Here is a 20379-nt window from a genome sequence, read left to right as displayed (position 1 = left end):
AAAGCCTGCCGTCACGCAGAGCTTGACAGCTACTCAAGTGAAGCGTGTCGTATTTGACTCCTACAATCCTGCACGATCCTCAGGCCGGTATGATGCAGGACTCCCGCCTGCACAGCCGGCTCAGTCCCGGTAGAGTGAGCCGCAAAGCAGACCTCGTTCAGGCAGTGGTTGCCATCCCGCGTGTCAACTGCTACCCGCACTATCTGCGGGGCAGAATAGCGATGGCTGCAGTGATCTCTGGCTTCTCGCGCTAGCGGCAGTGTGCAGCCTCACGCGATCTCCGGCGGGGTCAAGGAAGGAGGCGCATTCATACCCGCTAAGGTCGCCGCGGAGCTGCTCGAGGGGCTGGAAGTGAATCTTCAGATCGGCGCGGGCGGGCGCCCCGGTCGGATGCGCATCCGTGCGCCGAGCGCGTCACGCACGCGGCCGCCGGTCTGAGCACCGGGCAGCAATGTAACATCTCTCGCAACCCGAACCAGCGCATCAAGATCGATGCCCGTACCCACATCCATGCCTTCAAACATCCAGATGAGATCTTCGGTTGCGACATTGCCGGTGGCTCCCGGTGCGAACGGACAACCGCCAAGTCCCGCAACCGCTCCGTCGAAGACACGTACGTTAGCGTTCCAAGCGCCGAGCACATTGGCCGCAGCCATCCCATAGGTGTCATGTGCGTGGAAGGCCCATCGCTCGACCTCGGGAAAGCGCGCCATGGCGGCATTGAACAAGCGGCTGACATGGGCGGGACCAGCGCGCCCAGAGGTATCGCACAGCGCGATCTCCGCTCGGGGCGAGGCAACGGCAACGCGGTTGAGCAAGGCCAAGGTCGCATCGTCCCGGACGAAGCCATCGTGCGGACAGTCGAATGCGGTGGCCACGTTGACGCGCAGTTTGACATTGGCGGGCGCAAGAAGCGCGATCTCGGCATATTGTCCCGCTGACTCTTCCGGCGATCGACGAACATTGCCGCGGTTGTGCCGCTCGCTCACAGAGAGAACGAAGGCGAGATGCTTCGCTCCCGCCGCCAGAGCGCGCTCGGCATGCCGGAGCGTAGGCACGAGCACCTGCGCATCGAGTCCGTCCAACGCATTCGCTGCCCTCACGATCTCGGCCGCGTCCGCAAGCTGCGGCAAGGCCGAAGGGCTGACAAAGGATGTCGCCTCGATGCGTCGCACCCCGGCGCAGTAGAGCGCCTGAACGAGTTCGATCTTCCGATCGGTGGGGATGATCGTTGTGATCGCCTGGAAGCCGTCGCGTGGACCCACCTCGACGATTTCGACGCCCGCCTGCATTATATCACTCCTTCAACTCGCAGCTGCGCTATCTCGCTCCTAGTCAGGCCGAGCAGGCCCCCAAGTATCTCCTCATTATGTTCACCGATACGGGGACCTGCCCAACGCACCTCGCCGGGCGTCTCTGCGATGTGAGGAACCACACCGGCCTGGAGCACCGGTTTGGCAAAAAGAGGATCGCTGACTTCTCGCACCATGCCGCGCGCGCGATATTGACGGTCCTTGACGCAATCCTCGGCGGTATAGGCTTTACTGTTGGGGATGTCCGCACTGTCAAGCAGCGCGATCAGATCCATGGCATCATGTCGTCGCGTCCATTCACCGATAATCGCATCAAGCGTCGCGGCATTGCGGACGCGAGCCCGGTTGCCCTGATAGTCGCGCGCCTCCACCAGATCCTCGCGTTTCATCAACCGCGCGAGCTTGGCAAACAGGGGCTCCGAATTGGCTCCAATCAAGACCCACAATCCGTCACGAGTCATATAGGCGTTGGTAGGAGCTGCGGTCGCGATACGACCGCCGGTCGGCTGCTTGATCTTTCCCAACGCTCCATATTCCGGAAGCATGCCCTCCATCATGCTCAAAATGCTCTCGCTGAGTGCGACATCGATTGTGCGCCCCTGCCCGTCGCCATCGCGTCGGTCACGTTGCCATAGCGCGCTCATCACGCCGAATGCGGCATAGAGACCAGCGATCGAGTCTCCGATGCTGACCCCTACCCTGACGGGTGGGAGGTCGGTCGTACCAGGCGGGTGATTGGTGAGATAGCGCAAACCTCCAACGGCCTCTCCGATCAGGCCAAATGCCGCTCGATCGCGATCCGGACCGGTTTGGCCATAGCCCGAGATATGGGCGATCACGAGATCAGGCTTCGCTTTGCGCAGCACGTTCGGTCCTAGTCCCAGGCGCGCGAGTTGCCCGGGTCTGAAGTTCTCGACAACCGCATCGCAATGAGAAACAAGATCGAGCGCGATGGCTCGTCCCTTGTCCAACTTGAGGTCCAGGGTCATACTGCGCTTGTTGCGGCCATGCATGGACCACCATAATGAATGCCCGTCGACCGCCTCTCCCCATTGCCGTACCGGATCACCCGCCATCGGTTCGATTTTGATAACGTCCGCACCGAGATCGCCGAGGAGCCGCGTACAGAAGGGGGCTGCCACAAAATGCCCGATTTCGAGGATCCGGACCCCGTCTAGAATTGCAGCATTTTTCAACGACGGTTCCCCGCGACATCTGGCATTGCCGAATGCACAAAAGCACCTGCGATTAAGGTCCATTTCCCCTTCGCGAACGAGCGTTTCGCTATGCGGATGGCCTCGGATCGTGGCAATGACCTTCGCATCAGACCGAGCGGAGGAATGATGACGCGCAGCGCTCAGTCACCGCGCGCCTCGCGGAATAGGCCTAGCTTCTCTTGAGCAGCCCGATCCGAATAGCCGAAGAGCACAAGATCACTGTTCGCCGTCAGGGTCAGACGATGCCAGGCCGGCACTACGAATATGTCGCTCCCGGAGAGAGTGAGCTCCATATCACCGACGCGCGCGCTCCCGTGGCCCTCAACAACGACGAACACCGTCGCATCGCTGGCGCGGCGCGGCGCGGCAGCAAAACCTCGCGGCATCAGCCGCACGTGGGCCGACATGGTGGGCATAATGGAGCCACCATCTGCTGGATTCGTGAATTCCAGAGCAAAGCCGAAATGCGGGTCCGGCTCGTCGCTCCGCGCCAAACGGTCCAAGCTCTCACGCCATTGCGCATAGGGGTAGTAGAACAACGGCAGAGCACGGGGCCGGCGCTCGGCACTCGTCCCGCGCATTGGACGAAGATTTCGGCCATAGCGCAGCACGTTATCGCCGGTTGGCACCGTCTCGGGATGCGAGGCCTCTCCCATTTTTTCGGCAAAGCTCGCGTCGAATGTCTTGACCGTCTGGACATCCAGGCCGTCGAGCCAGATCATGGGCCTGGACGACGGATTGGCATGATCGTGCCATTGCCAGCCGGGCGTCAGGATAAGATCGAACTCGTGCATGAAGGCCTTTTCGCCGTCGACCGCGGTGAAAGCCCCCTCCCCTTCCAGAACGAAGCGCAACGCTGACTGGCTGTGCCGATGGCAAGGTGCTACCTCACCAGGAAGAATCAGTTGAAGGCCGGCGTACAGACTGGTGGTGATCCCCCGGCTGCCTGGTAACTGCGGATTCTCCAGGATCAAGACACGTCGCTCGGCCTCTTCGGCGCTGATCAGGTCACCGGCGCGCATGAGATGGCGACGGATATCGGAGAAGCGCCATTTCACTCCCGTGCCGCCCCCGCGCGGGACGGGAGTGACCATTGTGCCCAGCGCCTTCCAGAGCGGATAAAGATGCTCCTGCTCCATGTCGGCGTAAAGCGCCTCGAACGCGACCTGCCGATCATTTGCCAACGGCCCTTCCATCAACGCACCTCACGTCCTCGCACGATGTTGTTCTTCGTACCGCACAACTCAGATCCCGAGATTGACAAAAATGTTCTTCTCCTGGGTATAGGAGAGAAGTTCATCGAGACATTCTTCGCGGCCTATGCCGGATTGCTTGAATCCTCCGAACGGAGAGCCGACGATGTGTCGGGAGACCTCGTTTACCCAGCAATACCCAGCTTCGGCGCGCGCCGCGAGACGGTGCGCCTTGACGATGTCGCGCGTGTAAATTGAAAAGGTCAGCCCATATTCGACCTGGTTGACCTGCCGCATCATCTCATCCTCGTCAGTCCATCTCAGCACGGACATGACAGGTCCAAAGATCTCCTCCCGCGCGACCTTCATATCCATCGTGACATCGGCAAAGATTGTCGGCTCAAGGAAGAATCCCTTGTCAAGACCGTCATGGACTGGCCGGCTTCCGCCGCAGACAAGCCGGGCTCCCTCGGCCTTTGCCCCCTCGATATAGGCCAGCGACTTGTCGAGTTGGGCCTGGCTCACAAGACTGCCCATCGTCGTGCCGGGATCAGTGGGGACACCGGGTTTGTACCGTGCCGCATGCGCCGGCAGTCGCTCAATCACGGCGTCATAGATGTCGGCATGGACGAACGCCCGACTTGTGGAGCCGCAGGACTGGCCGCACCACGTGTAGTTCATGCCCCGTACCATCGCGGACGCGACGGCTTCCGGATCACAATCAGGCATGGCGACGAGTGCATTCTTGCCGCCGAGTTCGAGAAGAACTCTCTTGAGGCTGTCCGCCGCACTGCGCATCACCGCCTTTCCGGTGGGCACGCTCCCTGTCACAGCGACTAGCGCGACGTCGCGATGTGCGGTGAGCGCGGCGCCCAGATGGCGATCTCCCGGTATCATATTAAGGACGCCCGGCGGAAACAGATGGCCAACCAGTTCGGTCGTGCGCAGCGCCGATAGCGGGGCCTGCTCGGGCGGTTTGACGATGATTGAATTGCCCGCAGCAAGAGGCGCGGCGGTGCGGCCAATGCTGAAGATGAAGGGATGATTGAAGGGTGCGATCCGGAGCACCACCCCATAGGGCTCGCGAACAGAGAAACTGAGTCCGTTCGGGCCGGCCGGCACCGACGATCCCTTCATTTCGGTGACCAGACCCGCAAAGAAGTCGAGCAGCCAGGCGGACATCTCCACGTCACGCCGCAACTCATCCACCGGATTTCCGCAGTCGATCGCCTCGAGAAGCGCTAGTTCCTCTATGTTAGCGCGAACGATGGCCGCCATCTCGCGAAGGATCTTTGCCCGCTCAAATGGGTGGACGTCGCGCCAGATCGCGTACCCCTTGCGTGCCGACGCAACAATCGCATCCACGTCCCGTTCGGACGCCTCGACGATACTGGTCAGAAGCGCGCCGGTCGCCGGGCTGCGGATCTCAACCGGCTTGGCCTCGGCCGGCGTCTGCCAACGACCACCAAAGAACAGGCCTTTTTGCGTGGGGACGACGATTTCCGCTTGGCTCATAGCGAAACTCCGAACGCACCAGCCTGACTCAAATCCTCGATCGATCGAAACGCCACCATGTCCTCTCCCCTCTCTGTTTTGCTCCTCCATTCTGTAGCTCGCACGTAGCCGGCGCGCTAAAGCCGTTTCGATTTGTCGTCAGACATTGTCGGAATGATCCTCAGCAGAACTCGTGCTCGTCGGATCGGGGTGCGGCATCGGTGGGGAATGCCGCTGCCCATTTTTAGGGAGCAGCGCGAGACCTTGCCATCTGCCGTTGCGGCGATCGCCGCACGGCGTAGGACGAGAAGCCGCCCGAGCTTTTCCGAGCCGCAGCGAGAGAGGCCGGCTCGCGCCCGGGCTCTTCCTTGTTGGTCAGAAGTCGGTATCCGGCCCCGGCGCTCTCCTCGGCTGTGATGGAATGGAGCATGTTGCGGAGAATTTGGAGCAAGCGCTGCTCGGCGGCACCGATCCGCCGGCTGGTCGGCCGCATGATGTACAAGGTGCGTTCGACGATGGGCTCGACTATCGGCCGCACCGTGAGATTCCCCGACCAGCGCTCGGCAATCGATGCATAGGGCCCAACCGATCCCGCGATGCCTCGCGAGGCAAGATCAAGCGCAGCGTAAACGGATGCGGTCTCAAGACTGGCCTGCACGGGAATTCCGATCGTCGCCGCCGCTTCTTCAAGCTTGCTGCGAACCGAGTGAAATTGCGCCGGAAGTGCAAGCGGACGTTGCAGCACATCACTCAGTTTGATCGGTCCTTCCACACCTTCATTCTTGCAGATGTAGAACAGGCGCTCCGAAACTACGGGAGTATATTCGACTTGTTCGGTTTCGAATGGCCCCGAGGCGATCGCGATATCGACAGATCGGTCGTCAACCCACTGCGCAATGGAATAGCTCATGCCTTCCGCAATCCTGAGGCGCATGTCCGGAAAACGTGCGCGCACCCGCTCGACGAGATCGCCCGAGATCAGGTTCGTCAGACTTGGTGTCAGGGCAATCGTGAATGTCGTGGGGTCTGCACCAGCCATTTCCGACAATCGCTGACGCACTTCTTCGGTCTGCTCTCGTATCGAACGAGCCCAGCGCAGAACCTCCTCCCCGGCAGGGGTCAAGGTCACGCCACGGAAGCTGCGGACCAAAAGAGTTGCACCGAACTCATGTTCGAGGCCGCGGATCTGAAGGCCCAGCGCCGGTTGAGCGATGTTCAAGTCTCGCGCGGCTCCAGTTATGCTGCCAACGTCACAGACATGAATGAAACAATCGAGCTGGCGCAGTTTCACGGGACGTCCTCTCCATCAATGTGACCAGTGTTGCCTGGTTCGCTTGCATATCTTTTACTCCCGTGCGTGAGGGAGGACAAACGCCGACTTTACGTCATTCTCAAATGGGAACAAGCTGGCGCGCGGCTTACTTCTCGCGGCCAAGCGCTTTGCGCCAGAGATCCCAGGCTCGATCGAGCTGGGAAGTAACTGCCCTGTCGCAGGCTTCTGCTTCAGGACCCGTCAAATAAAGGGGCGTCCCCATGGCCATAGCTGCCGACTGAACAGTGCAGTTCTTGGCCGCATAGATCGCGCGATAGGTGGCCTGGGCCACGCCATCGCCCACAGCCGTGAAGCCATGGCCTCGCATCAGGACAATAGCAGCCGCGCCGAGGTGGTCTGCCAAGGCCGCCCCCAGGCGGGGGTCTCGAACCAGGAGGTCGCTGGCTGGCCCGGCATGGTCGGCGAGGTCGAAGGGGGCCGGTGCGCCATGGAGGAAACCGCACATGTGAAAGACCGGTCGCACAGGAGCCGCGTCGAGGACCGTGAAAGGAATGACCGAGAGCGCGTGGCTATGAACGATTGCCGCGACATCCGGTCGAGAGCGGTAAATCTCGCTATGGATAAAGCGCTCGAGGAAAACGCGAGCCGAAGGATCGCTCACGCATGTTCCGTCAAAATCCAGCTCGACGATGTCGTCCGTTGTGACGAGTGCAGGCGCCAGCGACCTCGACATCAGAAATCGATCGCTCCGCGTGGGGCTGCGTCGGCTGACGTGGCCGAATGCGTCTAGGATATCTTCAGCCGCCAGAATATGACTGGCATCGACAATCTCCTGAGTCGATTGGTCGAGCGTCATTCAGTGCACGACCTATGACGCGAGATCGGACAGAGCAGTTCCGGACTGGTTTCGGCTGGCCTAATCAGACGGCTTGTGACCCCTCGCACCGCGAGAGCGCCGGCATCCGTCGGCAGGATAACGGACGGCATCGTAAGCAGGTCTCGTCCTTTCATCTCCCGGTCGACGGCCTCCTGCATCGGGCTGTCGTCCGAGCGGACCACGTCCAACCGCCGGGCGGAGAAGGCGCCGTCGACCGTTGGGTCCGGCGCGAAATCGCGCGTTATTGACATGAAATACTGTGCTGAGCCGGCTGTTTCCGGGGTGGCTATTTTGCAGAAGCGGAGAACCCCGACATGCTCGCGCGCGCCGTCCAGAGGCACGGTCCTCAACTCGAAAGTCATCACCTGGCCCGGTCGCCAGCGAGCAAAACCAGCTTGTCGAGAATGGCCCGACGTACCGCTTGGCGAACGACCTCATTCGGTTGCGCACAAACATACCAGGCGTTCCGCTGAAAGTTCACGCTCATCTCCTCTGCTGCACCACTCCATCTTTTCGCCAGGGCGGTTCTTTTGGTCTGTAGTAATCCCACCGTTGACGGGTCCATCATCACTCCGACGAATCGACGGAAATAGAGATTGAACCAATCCGCTCGATATTCGCATGGACCTTGTCACCTGGCTGGATCGGCCCTACGCCCTCCGGTGTGCCTGTAAACAGCACATCCCCGGGATGAAGCGTGTAGTAGCGCGACGCGAACTCGATGAGCTCAGGCACCGACATGATCAAGTCGCTCGTATTGGCCTTCTGGCGGATCTCGCCATTGACGCTTAGCTCGAAGTTCAACCCCGAAGGGTCTGGAATTTCGTCTGCGGTTACCAGCCAAGGGCCCAGCACGCTGTAGCTGTCGATGGATTTTCGAAGACTGCGTTCCTCAGGCCCGCGAACTGTGATGTCCAGACCAATGCAATACCCCGCGATATAGGACAAGGCATCGGCGGCCGCTATATTGCTGCCGGCGCGACCAATCACCGCCGCAAGCTCGATCTCATGGTCGGTGCGCCGGTCCGGAAAGCGCGTCCGGATCGGATCGGACGGACCGCTGCTCGAGCTCGTTGCTTTGAGGAAAAGTCCCGTTTCCTGTATCTTGCGGACGTGCTCGCGCGCAAACGTTGCAGGATCGGCGATCGTCTCTTCATGGTGCTTGGCATAGTTGACCGGCGCCGCGACAAATTTGCCCGGGTTGCGAACCGGAGCCTGCAAGCGAACTGATGCGAGTGGCAGGCGCGGCCCCATCTTCGCATCGGCGATGCGAGGCAGAAGGTCGGGCAAGGCCGCGATCATGGTATCGTGAGTTGGATAGGGATAGCCCGTAGCCGGCAGCTCTTCCAGCAAGTGAGTCAGGTCGACGATCTCGTTCCCCTCGACGAGCCCGAAACCTCTTTCATTGAACTGACACAACCACATTGCCTAGGTTCTGCTCGCTTCATTATGATTGCTCAAACCGAAACGCGTCGGCTCGCCGATTTCTCCCTGTCAACCGGCACAAAAGACAGAGCGCCTGAGCAAGACCAGAACTCTAGCCGGTGCTCTGCTCAGCCATTGACGCTGGTCAGCCTATTACGAGGGATGTGAGGGCAGCTCATACCGTCTGAGACTGAGGCCATATCGATCCAGGCTGCCCCAAAGGCTCGTAGCCACGGCTTGCTCAGTGAGCCCATGCAGACCCAGTCTGACGCTAACCCGAAATGGCTTTAGCTCGCTCATCATCAACGGTCTAAGGAGACAAGTGGCCCGGGGAGAGAAATCAACACACCTTGGCAACCTTGCGACAAGCAGACACCCCCGATGGTTGCGGACCGATCGCACGGCTATGCCCTCGTTCTTCATCTACTCCGGACCGGAGTGCCCGCGAGGATACCGGACGATACGACTAGCCCATGGCCTGCGGCTTTTGGGCAAATTCCAGGAACCGAGGTTCGCGATCGAACCGGCGCGACGGGCGGCTGAGGTCGATTCCCGCGTCTGTTACAAGGATGAAAGGTTAACGATGAGCACCATCAAGCTGCGGATCGGCGGTCAGCGATACGATCACACCCGTGCCTTGTTCGACGGGGACATCGGCGTCGAGGGAGCGGAATGCAGCTTCGAATCCGGTGCAATCGTATCGGACGTTTTTGACAAGATGCTGAAGCAGAAGGCCTATGACATCGCCGAGTTCGGCTTTAGCTTCTTTGTAAGGCTGTTCGAGCAGGGCAATTCCCCGATCATCGCATTGCCCGTCTTTCCGGCCCGCAAATTCCGTCATGCGTCAGTCTTCATCAACAAGGCAAGCGGTATCCGAGGCCCGCAGGATCTAGCCGGCAAGACGATCGGCGAACTCGGCGCCTTCGGCCATGACGCCGGCGTCTGGGCGAAGGGTGCCCTCGCAGATGATTACGGGGTGACGCCAGATCAGTGTCGCTGGGTGATCGGCGGCCCCAACCATCCGATGAAGCCCTTCGACTTCATTCCGCAAATCCATCCCGAAAATGTCGACATCCGACCGGCGCCGGAAGGACGGACCCTTTCCGACATGCTCGAAGCAGGCGAAATCGACGCGCTGATTTCAGCGCACGTCCCGCAATGCTATGTCCGCGGCTCGCCAAAGGTTGACCGGCTTTTTCCCGACTATGACATCGTTGAAAGCCAATATTATAAACGGACGCGGATCTTCCCGATTATGCACCTCCTCGCTGTGCGAAAGGAGGTGCTGGACGCGCATCCCGCGCTCACGCAGGCGATTTACAACGCCTATCTACGATCGAAAGACTCGGCAATTGGGCAGTACCGCTCCGGCCGCGTCGATCAGCAGAATGTGTCCATGGTTCCCTGGTTTGGGAAGCTTTTCGAAGAGAACAGCAAGATATTTCCGGACGACTGGTGGCCTTATGGCATCGGCGCCAATCGTAAGGTCATAGATACCTTCCTGCGTCATCACTATGAGCAGGGCCTGTCCAAGAGGTTGATATGCTTCGACGAGATCTTCCACCCCGACCTGCTCGACACCTGATCTTGCGGCAGGCCACACCCCTTCGCACCCAGTTGGCGGGAAGCGGTGCAGCCTACCAGAGCGACCGCCCCGATGGGCCAGGATCGTCGGCGTTCAGGACTGCCTGCCGGGATCGCGTGGCAGCAAAGCCCTGCCCTGACTTGCCGAAGTCGCAAAGTGCAACGGGACTGGCCGCCGCATGATGATGCCGCGAGCTTTATAGCGCACCGCCGGGAGCAAGGCCGACCATCTCAAGCAGCGCTCGACCCGCCGCCTCGTAGGGATGGGCGAAGCTGTCGGTCATCTCAAAGTGATTGTAATGCGGCGCGGCCCGCAACGAGACGGACTTGCCCGCCATCCGGATCAGCTCCGCGAAATGCTGCGACTGACGCTGGAACTCAGGCGACTCCGCCGTGCCGTAAAGCAGGGTGACGGGGCTCGACAGGTGATCCACATGACGAACGGCGCTGAGGCCGTCTATGACCGCGTCGGAGAAGTCGACCTGCCGCGACCGGTTCGTATGACGCACTGGCGCGAGGTCGTACATTCCCGAGCAAAGGACGCTTCCCTTGACGATTTCCGCCGATATACCCGGGAAGTCATCCCATCCAGCAACAAGCGCTGAGCTCGCAAGGTGCGCACCTGACGAGTGACCACACAGGTAAAATCGCTCGCGATCGCCACCAAAGTCGCCGGCATGGTGATATAGCCACGCGATGGCAGCCTGCACCTGACGGACCAGCACCGTGAGATCGCCGCCCGTGTCCGCGACGCTGGCGAAGTCAGGAATGGCGTAGTGGGCGCCAGCCTGCGTCGCGACTTCGGCATAGTGCGCATAATCAGTCGCACTGCCGTTCATCCAGCCCCCTCCATGCACGAAAACGATTACCGGAGCCGTGGTCGCCTTCGATCGATGGATGTCGATCCCCTCGATCGGACCCGGGCCATAACTGGCCCGCAACGGCGTCCCGAGGCGATCGCGGGCGGCGGCGGCCAGAGCGAGCCGCCGCGCGTGAAGCTGTTTGAAGTTGGGTGCCCAGGCCATCTGATCATAGGCGCGATCCAGACCAGCCTGATCGTACTCACCCCAGATCACCGGGCCCTTGGGCATCTCAACCTCGTCCTCGCGCAATTCAGTACACCCGGAAAGATCTACACTCACGCGCGCTGGTCCCCGCGCTCGATCTTCACCGCCTTGATCACTTCCTTGATCACGCCACTGAGCGGCACGCTGAGCCGAAGCTTGTCGGCTTCGTCGAGTACCATCATCATGTCCTTCTCGGCCCACGGAAGGGGTAGGCTCGCCTCGACATTTCGCAGCGCCCAATTCTGGGCGCTGCTCTCGAGTAACATGCTGCGCAGCGAGAGAAGGTCCATATCGTAGAGGGAGGCGAGCTTCGCCGCCTCTGCGTTGATCGAAATGCAGGCCCACATAGTGAGGTTGTTGATCATCTTGCCCACCTGCCCCGCGCCGGCGGGACCCAAGCGGTGAATCGAGTCTGAAAACGCCTCGAGCACCGGGCGACAACGCTCGAATGCTTCTTCCTCTCCCCCACCGGTAATGAGCAACGTGCCCGCCTTGGCTGCCGCCTCGCCTCGGCAATTGGGGATATCGATGGCGACGAACCCTGCCGCGGCCAAGCGCTTTGCGAAGGACAGCATCGCGCTGGGCGCAATAGTAGAACCGACCGCGAAGATAGTGGTCGGCCGCGCATGGTCAACGAGCCCGCCGGAGGTGAACAATACCTCCTCCACCTGGCTGTCGTAAGCCACGAAGATGATGACGAGATCCGACTCGCGGGCAAGCTTTGACAAATCATCGGAGATCGTGATGCCCTCCGCCGAACCGGCCTGGCGAGCGGCGTCGACCACGTCGTAGCCGAGCACCTTGAAGCCCGCTTTTTTGATATGCGCGGCTATGGGCAAGCCCATCTTTCCGAGACCGACGACCCCCACTGTCTCCATAACCACCTGCGCTGCTCCTTTGATCATGTCCGGCCAGGTTCATGAGCGGCTGCGACGGGACGCCGTGCTAACGACAGCCGGCTCGCGACCAGCACTGCTCGCCATAGTTCGATTGCGAGAGGATCGGACGCTCCCGGTCCTCCTTGAAAAAGCTTGTCCTAAACGAAGAGGACTTCGTCCGGCACGAGACGCGGCCTCCTCGAAGCATTAGCCATGCTCGCCCGACCTTGGAGGCCAAGCTGGTCGAGGCACGGGCTTCCACCACTTCTTGACGTCATAATCCTGCGCAATCCGCCGGACCGCATTGTACCCTGGACTACCCGTCACCGCCCCGCCCGCATGGCTGCTCGCACCGCAGAGGTAGAGCCCCTTCAGGGGCGTACCGTAATGGCCAAGTTCAGGGATCGGGCGATTGGCGCCAAGCTGCGTCGGCGTGTAGGCACCCGAGTGGTGGCTCCCACGTACCATGTTGATGCAATGTCGCTCGATATCGACCGGTGAGAATATCGCTTTCGCGACGACATTCTTCTCATTCATGTTCGGAGCGAACTCGCGCCATTGCGAAAGCATGGTCTCGGAGATTTCATCCTCGCGGACATCCCAATTCGCAGGGTCACCATCCAGTTCATAAGGTGCCCAGGGCCACCAGAAGGCCACGTGCTTTCCCGCCGGGGCCAGTGACGGATCGAACTTGGAGGAACAACAGCTGTTTCCTGCCAGTCGCGTCGGCAGCTTGCCTTCATGCACCTCATCGAAGACCCTGTCGATCTCCGCAGTGGTATCCGCCCCGAACACCGTGTCCCAAGCGCGCGCTACGTCGGGATCGAATTTCTCCGCCGCTTCATAGCGGGGGGGCTCGTTCAAGGCGACGTGCAAGGTTACCAAGCTGTGCGCGCACCATTCATAGTTCCGAAGACCTTCGACGACCTTGCCCGGAAAGTTCTCCTCACCTGCGATGCGAATCGTCTGGGGGGCGTCAATCGAGCTCGCGACCAGGCGCGATGAAAGAATGTCGCCATTATCCAGCCGAACGCCGGTTACACCTTCCGAGTCGGACGTGATGGCGCTGACATGTCGCCCGCGGATCAACGTCGCGCCATGCTCTTCCAACAACCGCTCCAGAGCCAAAGAAACTGAAACGGCGCCGTTAACGGGAAGGCCCAGCTTGTTCAGGCGGGTCAGTAGTCGGGGAAAGAGCAATCCGACGCCCGGAATATTCTCCACAGCCACCGCGTGCAAAATGCAATTGAAGAACATGCGGACATATTCATTCTCGAAGTTCCGCTCGACCGCCTGATGCAGTGTGAGCGGCGCGTAGGAGAACAGCTCATCGCTGTCCGGCCCGGAGAACCGATCGGCAAGCTCAGCTGGAGAAAGAGGATCAGAGTACATGAACTGGGTCATGAGAGGACCCATCTTGTGCCCGAAACGATGATATACCTCGCGATAGCGCTCTGCGTCCGCACGCGAGAACCGCGCTATCGATTGCACGGTCCGTTCGAAGTCACGATGAATGGTTACAGCTTTCCCATCGCGAAAGATCTGCGCGTGCTGGACCTCGGGATAGATGTAGGACAGACCGTACTTGTGCAGCTGGAGATCATCCAGCACGGGACCTTCGCCGATGAAGTGGTAACAGCTGTGCGTATTGTGCCGGTAACCAGGCGCAGCGATCTCCTCGGTGGAGCAGCCGCCGCCCATTACCTGATTGCGCTCGACGACGGCCATCTTCCAGCCGGCCTTGGCCAAATATGAGGCGCAGATGAGCCCGTTGTGACCACCGCCAACTACGATGCCGTCGAATTCTCGCACCATACTCCACTCCCGCTCTGTAATAGTCTCTCAGGCGATCCGCGCTATGCTCGTCAGTCTACGAGCCTTACCGCCTGCGTTCAAATTCGAAGGCCTGCGAGCCCGCAACGCCCTCCTGGCGTCGCAGGCGCGGTGCGCGCCGACTCTGACGGTTCGCCACGCGCCGCAGCCGGAGGCGTTCATGTACTCCAGACAATGGTCCGCGAGCGCTCGGGTGGCCGCTTCCACGTGTCATAGCGCAGCGTATCCAGATCCACCGCGATCCCGCCGCCACGCGCTGTCCCGCGGGCGAGGCTTTCCGCGCCCTCGAACCCCTCGCGGCAGAACATTTCGATGACGTTCCCAGACGGATCGCGCAGGAACATCAGCGCCTCCTTGCCGAGGCGGGTCCACATTTTCGTTATCGGAATGTCCCATTGAGACAGCCATTGCCGCCACGGCTGAACTTCCGACGCAGCGATGTAAAAGGCGATATGAGGGTACTCCGCCCCACCTTGGGGGAACGATACGCCTTCCGTGCCAAGACCAATATTCACTTCGCCGATCACGAAACCGGCGAAGATCTCCGTCATGACCCGAAGCTGCCCACCGAAAACATCGGCGTAGAACGCCACGCCTTCTTTGAGATCCCGGCAAGGCAAGCTGACATGGGCGAAGCGCTCAATCTTCGGTGGAGCAGATGCAGCCACGTCAACAGCCGTCATTTCCTTGGAACGCATTGCGACCCTCTCCTGTAATGTTGCTGAAGCCTTATTATCGACAATCCCAGTACGGCGCCGATATCGTCGGCACTATTACCGGCCCCCTCTTCCCCTTTCGAAGAACAAAAACTGTTCGAGGGCAGACCGAAAATGCTTGAGCGGTATGGCGGAGATTGTGGGATTTCAGCGTCCAGATCCTAGGCCTAGGAGGGGCAACTGCGAGACATTGTGGGTCCGATACCGGCATGGCGTGAGCGAGGGGTTCGCATTCATTGAGGAAGAACAGATGCAGCCGAGCGATGGAGATGGTTCAGTGCCCGGTCGCATTGGTGGTCGTCTGGAGTTGAAAGATGTCACGCAAAATCGTTATTTTGACAAAGATCCAGAAGGGCCCCAGGGGTAAGCTCCAGCGCACCGGCCTGGCTCAGAAATCGGGTCTCGCGTGACACCGTTCAAAGGAGGCTGGGTTGGCTAAGAAGACAGGAAGACCGATCGCTCTTGTTGGGAGCGTTCCTCTCGAGTCTGCTTCGGCTGTGTTCGACCTGATCGGAACCACACTGGGGGCGCGGATCAAGCGGATCCCCGACGGCGAGACGGGCGTGCGCAGGAACTGGATATTGTGGCAAACAGACGTCCTTGCCAAAACCAGGGGTCTCGAAGTGGCCGCGATACGAGAAATCGAAGGCGGCTTCAAGTTTCCCGTCTTTCGCGCGACCGGAGAGGTCCAGTTCGGCGCCTTGGGCTACGCCGAAGCCGCGCTGACGTCTTATCGCGACTTCCGAACTGCGAAAGCTGCCGGCAACATTGCGCCGGAAACGCGCTTCCAGGTCAGCTTGCCGACGCCCATCGCGGTAATCTCCTCCTTCTGCGAGCTCGATTCTCTACCTGTCGCGTGGCCAGCCTATGAGATGCGCTTGTGCGAAGAGATCTCGCAGATTGTGAGCCACATTCCCTCGACTGAGCTCGCACTTCAATTCGATGTCGCGGTCGAATTCTGGTACATTCTGGAGAATGCAGAGCTTGCCAAGGCGCTACCGATGGACCGACTGGTCGACTCGATCGTGCGCGTGAGCGCGGACATACCTCCCGAAGTCGAGCTTGGGTTTCATCTTTGCTACGGTGATCCAGGCGATGAAAAGCATTTCGTCGACCCGAAGGATATGGGCCTTATGGTCGAGTTCACCAACGCTCTGGTCAACGGTCTCTCGCACCCCATCCACTGGGTTCATATGCCGGTCCCCGCAAACCGGGACGATGCGTCCTACTTCGCTCCGCTGCGTGCGCTTGATCTTCCTGCAACGGCGGAGTTGTATCTCGGACTGATCCATCGCTCGGACGGCATTGAAGGCGCAAAGCGCCGTCTCAACGCCGCAAGACAGGTCAGAACGGAGTTTGGGGTAGCGACCGAATGCGGATTTGGGCGTCGGCCACCCGAAACGATCGGCGATCTTCTCGAACTCCATCGAGAAATTGCCTTGGCCGATTGAACCTCAGGTGAGAGCGAGATCTTGTCCTTTGGACGACTTCAAAGTCGCCCTACCGACCGACGGGAAGCAGACTCGCCCGGTTGAGACTCAAGCAAAGAAAGCTTGGCGGCCGAAGACGCCAATGGCTCACAGAAGCGAATAGCTCTCGGTGAGCGGCTTCGAAGACATCCTTCTCCTGCCCGATTCCGTGAGCCGGTTCGAATATCCCTGAACATGTGGCCGCCATATGCGGGCATCGCCGGACGATCTGACGGCAAAGCGAAACGGCTTTGGTCCGGGCCTCTTCATCCGCGCTAGTGGTGCTGCTCACAAAATGCCTTTCCAGGGGGGATATTTCGATGAAGCGCAGCTCGCTGGTGCTTGCCGCGGTGTTTACCGCATCAATTGCAGGTTCTGTTTATGCGGCCGATGTGCCGGCCAAGCCGGTAAAAAAGACCTCGCCTCCTCCCGAACTTCCGTTCTTTTTGGTCAACGACAACCGATTGACGTACGCCTACTTATTCACGGGGACATTTCCTGGGGTCACGAATCTTACCTCGAGACAAACGGTTGCATTCACGCACTTTGACGCGTGGGCTTACGGGACCAACTTCATCAATCTCGGTTATTCCAAGTCCAGCCACAGCGATCCAGCCGTACCTTGCACTCCTGTGCTGGCTATCCCCACTGGGTGCGCCGGCCGAACAGAATTTTACGCCGTCGCGCGAAGCACCTTTGGCTGGAACCAGATTTTCGACACCAAGGCGTTCAATCTCGGTCCTCTGAATAATATCTCATTTGAAGTGGGCGCGGACGTTGGCACGGAAAATTCATATTATGCCTCTGATACGAGGAAACTCTTAGCGGGCCTGCAATTTCAGTTTGCATTGCCCTATAAGGGCTATGTGAACGTGGCTCCACTTATTTATCAGGAGTGGACCCACGACGGATATCTTCAGACCGGATCTCAGTTTGTGCCACCCGGGCTGACCGGTCTTCCCGATGGCGAGCTCAACTATCATCCGTCTTGGGCACTGGAAATCAATTATTATATGGACCTCGGTTTCCTTCCTGCCGAGCTCCAATACTTTGCAATCAGTGGTCGCGCTGGTTTCTATGGGCCGGGCGGAACGGGCGGACCGGGTCCGTACTCGGTTCCCGCGTCATTCAACACGACAGTCCAGATAGAGAGTGAGCCGATACGGCTAACGTTCGACGCCAGCAAGGCCATCTGGGGAGAGAAATATTCGCACTTTGTCGACGTCTGGGTCGCCTACAGATACTGGAAAAACAAGTTCGGTCTCGACGACAGCAACCCGGCCAACTTTTTGTGCTACACTAATGGTGTCAACAATCATACCTGCACAGAAAACTCGCTCTATTCCGGCATAACCGTAAAATTCTAGCGCTAGGGCCAGACGTCTCAATTGTCGTCTGGCTCTAGCTGTCTCTAGATATCGAGGTGTTGCATACGGAGCCCGGAGCTTGTCAGCGCGAACCGGGCTTCAGCCAGGTGATTGTGGGCGGACTCTTGATGAGCCGGCGAGCAAGCTATTCGACCGCGGTATTGATTTTGGCTATCCAAGTCTTCCCGCCTTTTCGGCGTACCACGATTTCGTTCCTTTCAGCGGCAATTGGCGGGCTTTGACGAGTGTATCCTCATTGCCCGCATGCATCAAAGCGAAGACAGATTGTTCGCGATCGACCACGACGCCTGAACGACTTCGCCGAAAGGGTTTGCAAGCTGCAACAAGCCTCCTCGCCGGACGGCGTCGCAGTGGACGTGGCGTTAACTGCTCAAGCCGGATATGAACGAGCCGCAATTGGCGACGTGATCTTCTATTCTGGATTCGGGGATACGAAGCTTCACGCCTTTTCTGAATAGACAGAGATTCTTTTTCTCTCCCAGCCACGCAACGTCTACCAGATACCCACAATCTTTCTTCGGAAGGAGGAGGCTAGAGTGTCATTTCGTCTTCACGTCGGATCGTGACTTCAATGCTCGCAATCCCTTTCTCAAGGGCATGCGGCTTTACGATCTTGACCCGGGCCTGCTCGACCCCGTTCCATTCGATGCACGCCCGCCCGAGTCTGTCCGCGAAGGTCTCGATAAGCGGAATATGCATCTTGGACAGAGCCTCGGCCACCTGAATAATCTGGCGATAGTCGATGGTATCGCAAAGGGCCTCGGGAGCTTCTCCGATGAGAGACAGCTCGACCGAAACAATGATGGGCTGCGAGCGTTCGATTTCGTGCGAATGAACGCCGACCAGGGCCATCAGTCTCAGGTCGCTAACACACACCCTGACATCGCTTGTGCGGACATTCTTACGGATGTTGTGCGGCCTCCGCGGCCTGAACGGTGTTGCTGAGCAGACAGGCGATAGTCATCGGGCCGACACCGCCAGGCACCGGAGTTACGGCACGTGCGTGATCGAGCTCCGTCGTCGCGCAATCTCCCACCAATTTCGTCGTGCCGTCCGCTTGCACCATCCGTGTGATGCCGACGTCGATGACGACAGCGCCCGACTTCACCCAGGAGCCTCGCACCAGCAGCGGTGCCCCCGCCGCCGCCACAATGATGTCGGCGGTGCGAGCAATATCGGGAAGATTGCGCGTCTGGATATGGGTGACCGTGACGGTCGCCTCGCGCTCGAGCAGTAGCATCGCGACCGGCTTTCCGACGATGTTCGACTTGCCGATCACGACGGCGTTGAGTCCCCGATAGTCGGCGATCACGCTGTCGAGCAACCGCATGACGCCGAGGGGCGTACATGGAACCAGACCACCCATGCCCGTTGACAAGCGTCCAACATTGACAGGGTGAAAGCCGTCGACATCCTTTGCCGGTGCAATGCGATCAAGCACACTGGTCGCATTGATTTGGATCGGCAGCGGCAACTGAACAAGAATCCCGTGGATGGATGGGTCCTCGTTCAGGGCATCGATCAATACGAGTACGCTGGTTTCGTCACTGTCTGCAGGCATACGATGTTCGACCGACGTGATGCCCGCTTTCCGGCATTCAGCCACTTTGCGACTGACGTACACCTCGCTGGCGGGGTCATCGCCAACAAGCACCACAGCGAGAGCTGGATTCGTACCCTCCGCGTTCAGCCTCCTCACGCGGACCGCTGTTTCACCGTGGATGATGCGGGCCATCACCCGACCGTCAATCAACTGCGCCACGCGTCAATTCCTGAAGACAACGGTGCGGCTGTCGTTCAACAGTACACGGTCGTTCAGATGGAGGCGTACCGCCTCCGCCAATACGCGCCGCTCGATATCGCGACCCTTGCGGACCAGGTCGTCCGGGCTGTCGGCATGACTGATAGATTCTACGTCCTGGTGGATGATCGGCCCTTCGTCGAGATCTGCCGTCACGTAATGAGCGGTTGCTCCGATCATCTTCACGCCACGCTCATGCGCTTGATGATAGGGTTTGGCGCCTTTGAAGCCAGGCAGGAAGCTGTGATGAATGTTAATGCAGCGGCCGGACAGAAACGCGGCAAGGTCATCCGATAGGATTTGCATGTAGCGTGCCAGTACGATGAGATCGGCTTTGGTCTGGTTTACGAGCTGCCTGATCTGTGCTTCCTGGTTGGATCTTGAATCTCTTGTTACCGGGAAGTAATGGAAGGGAATATCGAGGATACCGAACGTTCGCATCGCTTCGCGAGGATGGTTCGAGGCGACCGCCACGACATCCATCGGCAGCTCTCCGATACGAGTGCGATACAGCAGGTCACCAAGGCAATGGTCCCACTTGGAGACCATCAGGAGAACCTTCTTCCGTTCGTTCGAGTCGCGTAGGGACCATTCCATACTACAGTTTTCTGCGATCACTGAGAACTCCCGTCCCAATGACGCAAGGCTGTCCCGTTGGCCGGGCTGAAACGCCACACGCATGAAGAAGCGACCGCTGAACGGGTCGTCAAACTGTTGCGCGTCAACGATGTTGCAATTGCGATCGGCCAGAAAGCCCGCCACTTCCGCGACGAGACCCGGACGGTTTGGGCATTGCAGTTTCAAGATATTGATATCGTTCATCCAAGGCTCCCCGTCCCCTTTGCGGTAGC

Annotated in this window: 17 protein-coding genes and 1 pseudogene; 3 read left to right on the top strand and 15 right to left on the bottom strand. The window is 59.5% G+C overall.

All coding sequences use genetic code 11. The features are described 5' to 3' along the window. Nucleotides 1–359: 359 nt before the first annotated feature. The 8 genes and pseudogenes from YUA_RS0116550 to YUA_RS0116505 form a co-directional block, all read right to left on the bottom strand. Nucleotides 360–1292, bottom strand: coding sequence for a hydroxymethylglutaryl-CoA lyase (locus YUA_RS0116550; RefSeq protein WP_027531715.1), 933 nt, complete (start codon nt 1290–1292; stop codon nt 360–362). Further along, nucleotides 1292–2509, bottom strand: coding sequence for a CaiB/BaiF CoA-transferase family protein (locus YUA_RS0116545; protein ID WP_027531714.1), 1218 nt, complete (start codon nt 2507–2509; stop codon nt 1292–1294). The genes YUA_RS0116550 and YUA_RS0116545 overlap by 1 nt, the downstream gene beginning before the upstream one ends. Nucleotides 2510–2670: 161 nt before the next feature. Further along, the gene (gtdA, locus tag YUA_RS0116540) at nt 2671–3726 is read right to left on the bottom strand and encodes a gentisate 1,2-dioxygenase (RefSeq protein ID WP_035971094.1); all 1056 of its coding nucleotides are present in this window, start codon (nt 3724–3726) and stop codon (nt 2671–2673) included. A gap of 48 nt (nt 3727–3774) precedes the next feature. Then, nucleotides 3775–5238, bottom strand: a complete 1464-nt coding sequence (locus tag YUA_RS0116535) for an aldehyde dehydrogenase family protein (protein WP_027531712.1) — start codon at nt 5236–5238, stop codon at nt 3775–3777. A gap of 223 nt (nt 5239–5461) precedes the next feature. Beyond that, nucleotides 5462–6508, bottom strand: a complete 1047-nt coding sequence (locus YUA_RS0116530; protein ID WP_084292634.1) for a LysR family transcriptional regulator — start codon at nt 6506–6508, stop codon at nt 5462–5464. Between the two features lie 127 nt (nt 6509–6635). After that, complete coding sequence (locus YUA_RS44110) at nt 6636–7346, bottom strand: class II aldolase/adducin family protein (RefSeq protein ID WP_035971093.1); 711 nt, start codon at nt 7344–7346, stop codon at nt 6636–6638. Then, nucleotides 7343–7759: pseudogene (locus YUA_RS52560) on the bottom strand (hypothetical protein); the annotation flags it as partial. The gene YUA_RS44110 and the pseudogene YUA_RS52560, both read right to left, overlap by 4 nt. A gap of 175 nt (nt 7760–7934) precedes the next feature. After that, the gene (locus tag YUA_RS0116505; protein WP_027531708.1) at nt 7935–8792 is read right to left on the bottom strand and encodes a fumarylacetoacetate hydrolase family protein; all 858 of its coding nucleotides are present in this window, start codon (nt 8790–8792) and stop codon (nt 7935–7937) included. 583 nt (nt 8793–9375) lie between these two features. Between YUA_RS0116505 and YUA_RS0116500 the strand changes: the two genes are divergently transcribed. Further along, nucleotides 9376–10377 carry a 4,5-dihydroxyphthalate decarboxylase gene (locus YUA_RS0116500; protein WP_027531707.1) on the top strand — a complete coding sequence of 334 codons (1002 nt, stop codon included), beginning with the start codon at nt 9376–9378 and terminating at the stop codon, nt 10375–10377. A gap of 196 nt (nt 10378–10573) precedes the next feature. Here the strand turns inward: YUA_RS0116500 and YUA_RS0116495 are convergent, their stop codons facing one another. The 4 genes from YUA_RS0116495 to YUA_RS0116480 form a co-directional block, all read right to left on the bottom strand. Then, nucleotides 10574–11467: an alpha/beta hydrolase gene (locus tag YUA_RS0116495; protein ID WP_156947142.1), complete on the bottom strand. Its 894-nt coding sequence runs from the start codon at nt 11465–11467 to the stop codon at nt 10574–10576. 47 nt (nt 11468–11514) lie between these two features. Next, nucleotides 11515–12348: an NAD(P)-dependent oxidoreductase gene (locus tag YUA_RS46885; protein ID WP_051383205.1), complete on the bottom strand. Its 834-nt coding sequence runs from the start codon at nt 12346–12348 to the stop codon at nt 11515–11517. 180 nt (nt 12349–12528) lie between these two features. Next, nucleotides 12529–14136, bottom strand: a complete 1608-nt coding sequence (locus YUA_RS0116485) for an NAD(P)/FAD-dependent oxidoreductase (protein WP_027531705.1) — start codon at nt 14134–14136, stop codon at nt 12529–12531. Between the two features lie 176 nt (nt 14137–14312). Beyond that, a complete protein-coding gene (locus YUA_RS0116480) occupies nt 14313–14852 on the bottom strand; it encodes a VOC family protein (protein ID WP_027531704.1) in 540 nt (179 codons plus the stop codon). A gap of 449 nt (nt 14853–15301) precedes the next feature. Between YUA_RS0116480 and YUA_RS0116470 the strand changes: the two genes are divergently transcribed. Further along, nucleotides 15302–16321 carry a hypothetical protein gene (locus YUA_RS0116470; RefSeq protein ID WP_027531703.1) on the top strand — a complete coding sequence of 340 codons (1020 nt, stop codon included), beginning with the start codon at nt 15302–15304 and terminating at the stop codon, nt 16319–16321. 332 nt (nt 16322–16653) lie between these two features. Then, complete coding sequence (locus YUA_RS0116465; protein WP_027531702.1) at nt 16654–17706, top strand: hypothetical protein; 1053 nt, start codon at nt 16654–16656, stop codon at nt 17704–17706. A gap of 552 nt (nt 17707–18258) precedes the next feature. Here the strand turns inward: YUA_RS0116465 and YUA_RS0116455 are convergent. Genes YUA_RS0116455 through purU form a run of 3 tightly spaced genes read right to left on the bottom strand, consistent with a single transcriptional unit; the run spans nt 18259 to nt 20350 of the window. Beyond that, nucleotides 18259–18603, bottom strand: coding sequence for a dihydroneopterin aldolase (locus YUA_RS0116455; RefSeq protein ID WP_051383204.1), 345 nt, complete (start codon nt 18601–18603; stop codon nt 18259–18261). Nucleotides 18604–18628: 25 nt separating this feature from the next. After that, on the bottom strand, nt 18629–19489 hold the full coding sequence (locus YUA_RS0116450; protein WP_027531700.1) for a bifunctional 5,10-methylenetetrahydrofolate dehydrogenase/5,10-methenyltetrahydrofolate cyclohydrolase: 861 nt from the start codon (nt 19487–19489) through the stop codon (nt 18629–18631). Nucleotides 19490–19492: 3 nt separating this feature from the next. After that, entirely contained in the window at nt 19493–20350 is an 858-nt protein-coding gene (gene purU / locus YUA_RS0116445) for a formyltetrahydrofolate deformylase (RefSeq protein WP_027531699.1), read from the bottom strand. Nucleotides 20351–20379 lie beyond the last annotated feature (29 nt).

The organism is Bradyrhizobium sp. WSM3983 (genome assembly GCF_000473045.1).
In the GTDB taxonomy this organism is placed as follows: domain Bacteria; phylum Pseudomonadota; class Alphaproteobacteria; order Rhizobiales; family Xanthobacteraceae; genus Bradyrhizobium.
This window is presented reverse-complemented; position numbering and strand designations above follow the sequence as displayed.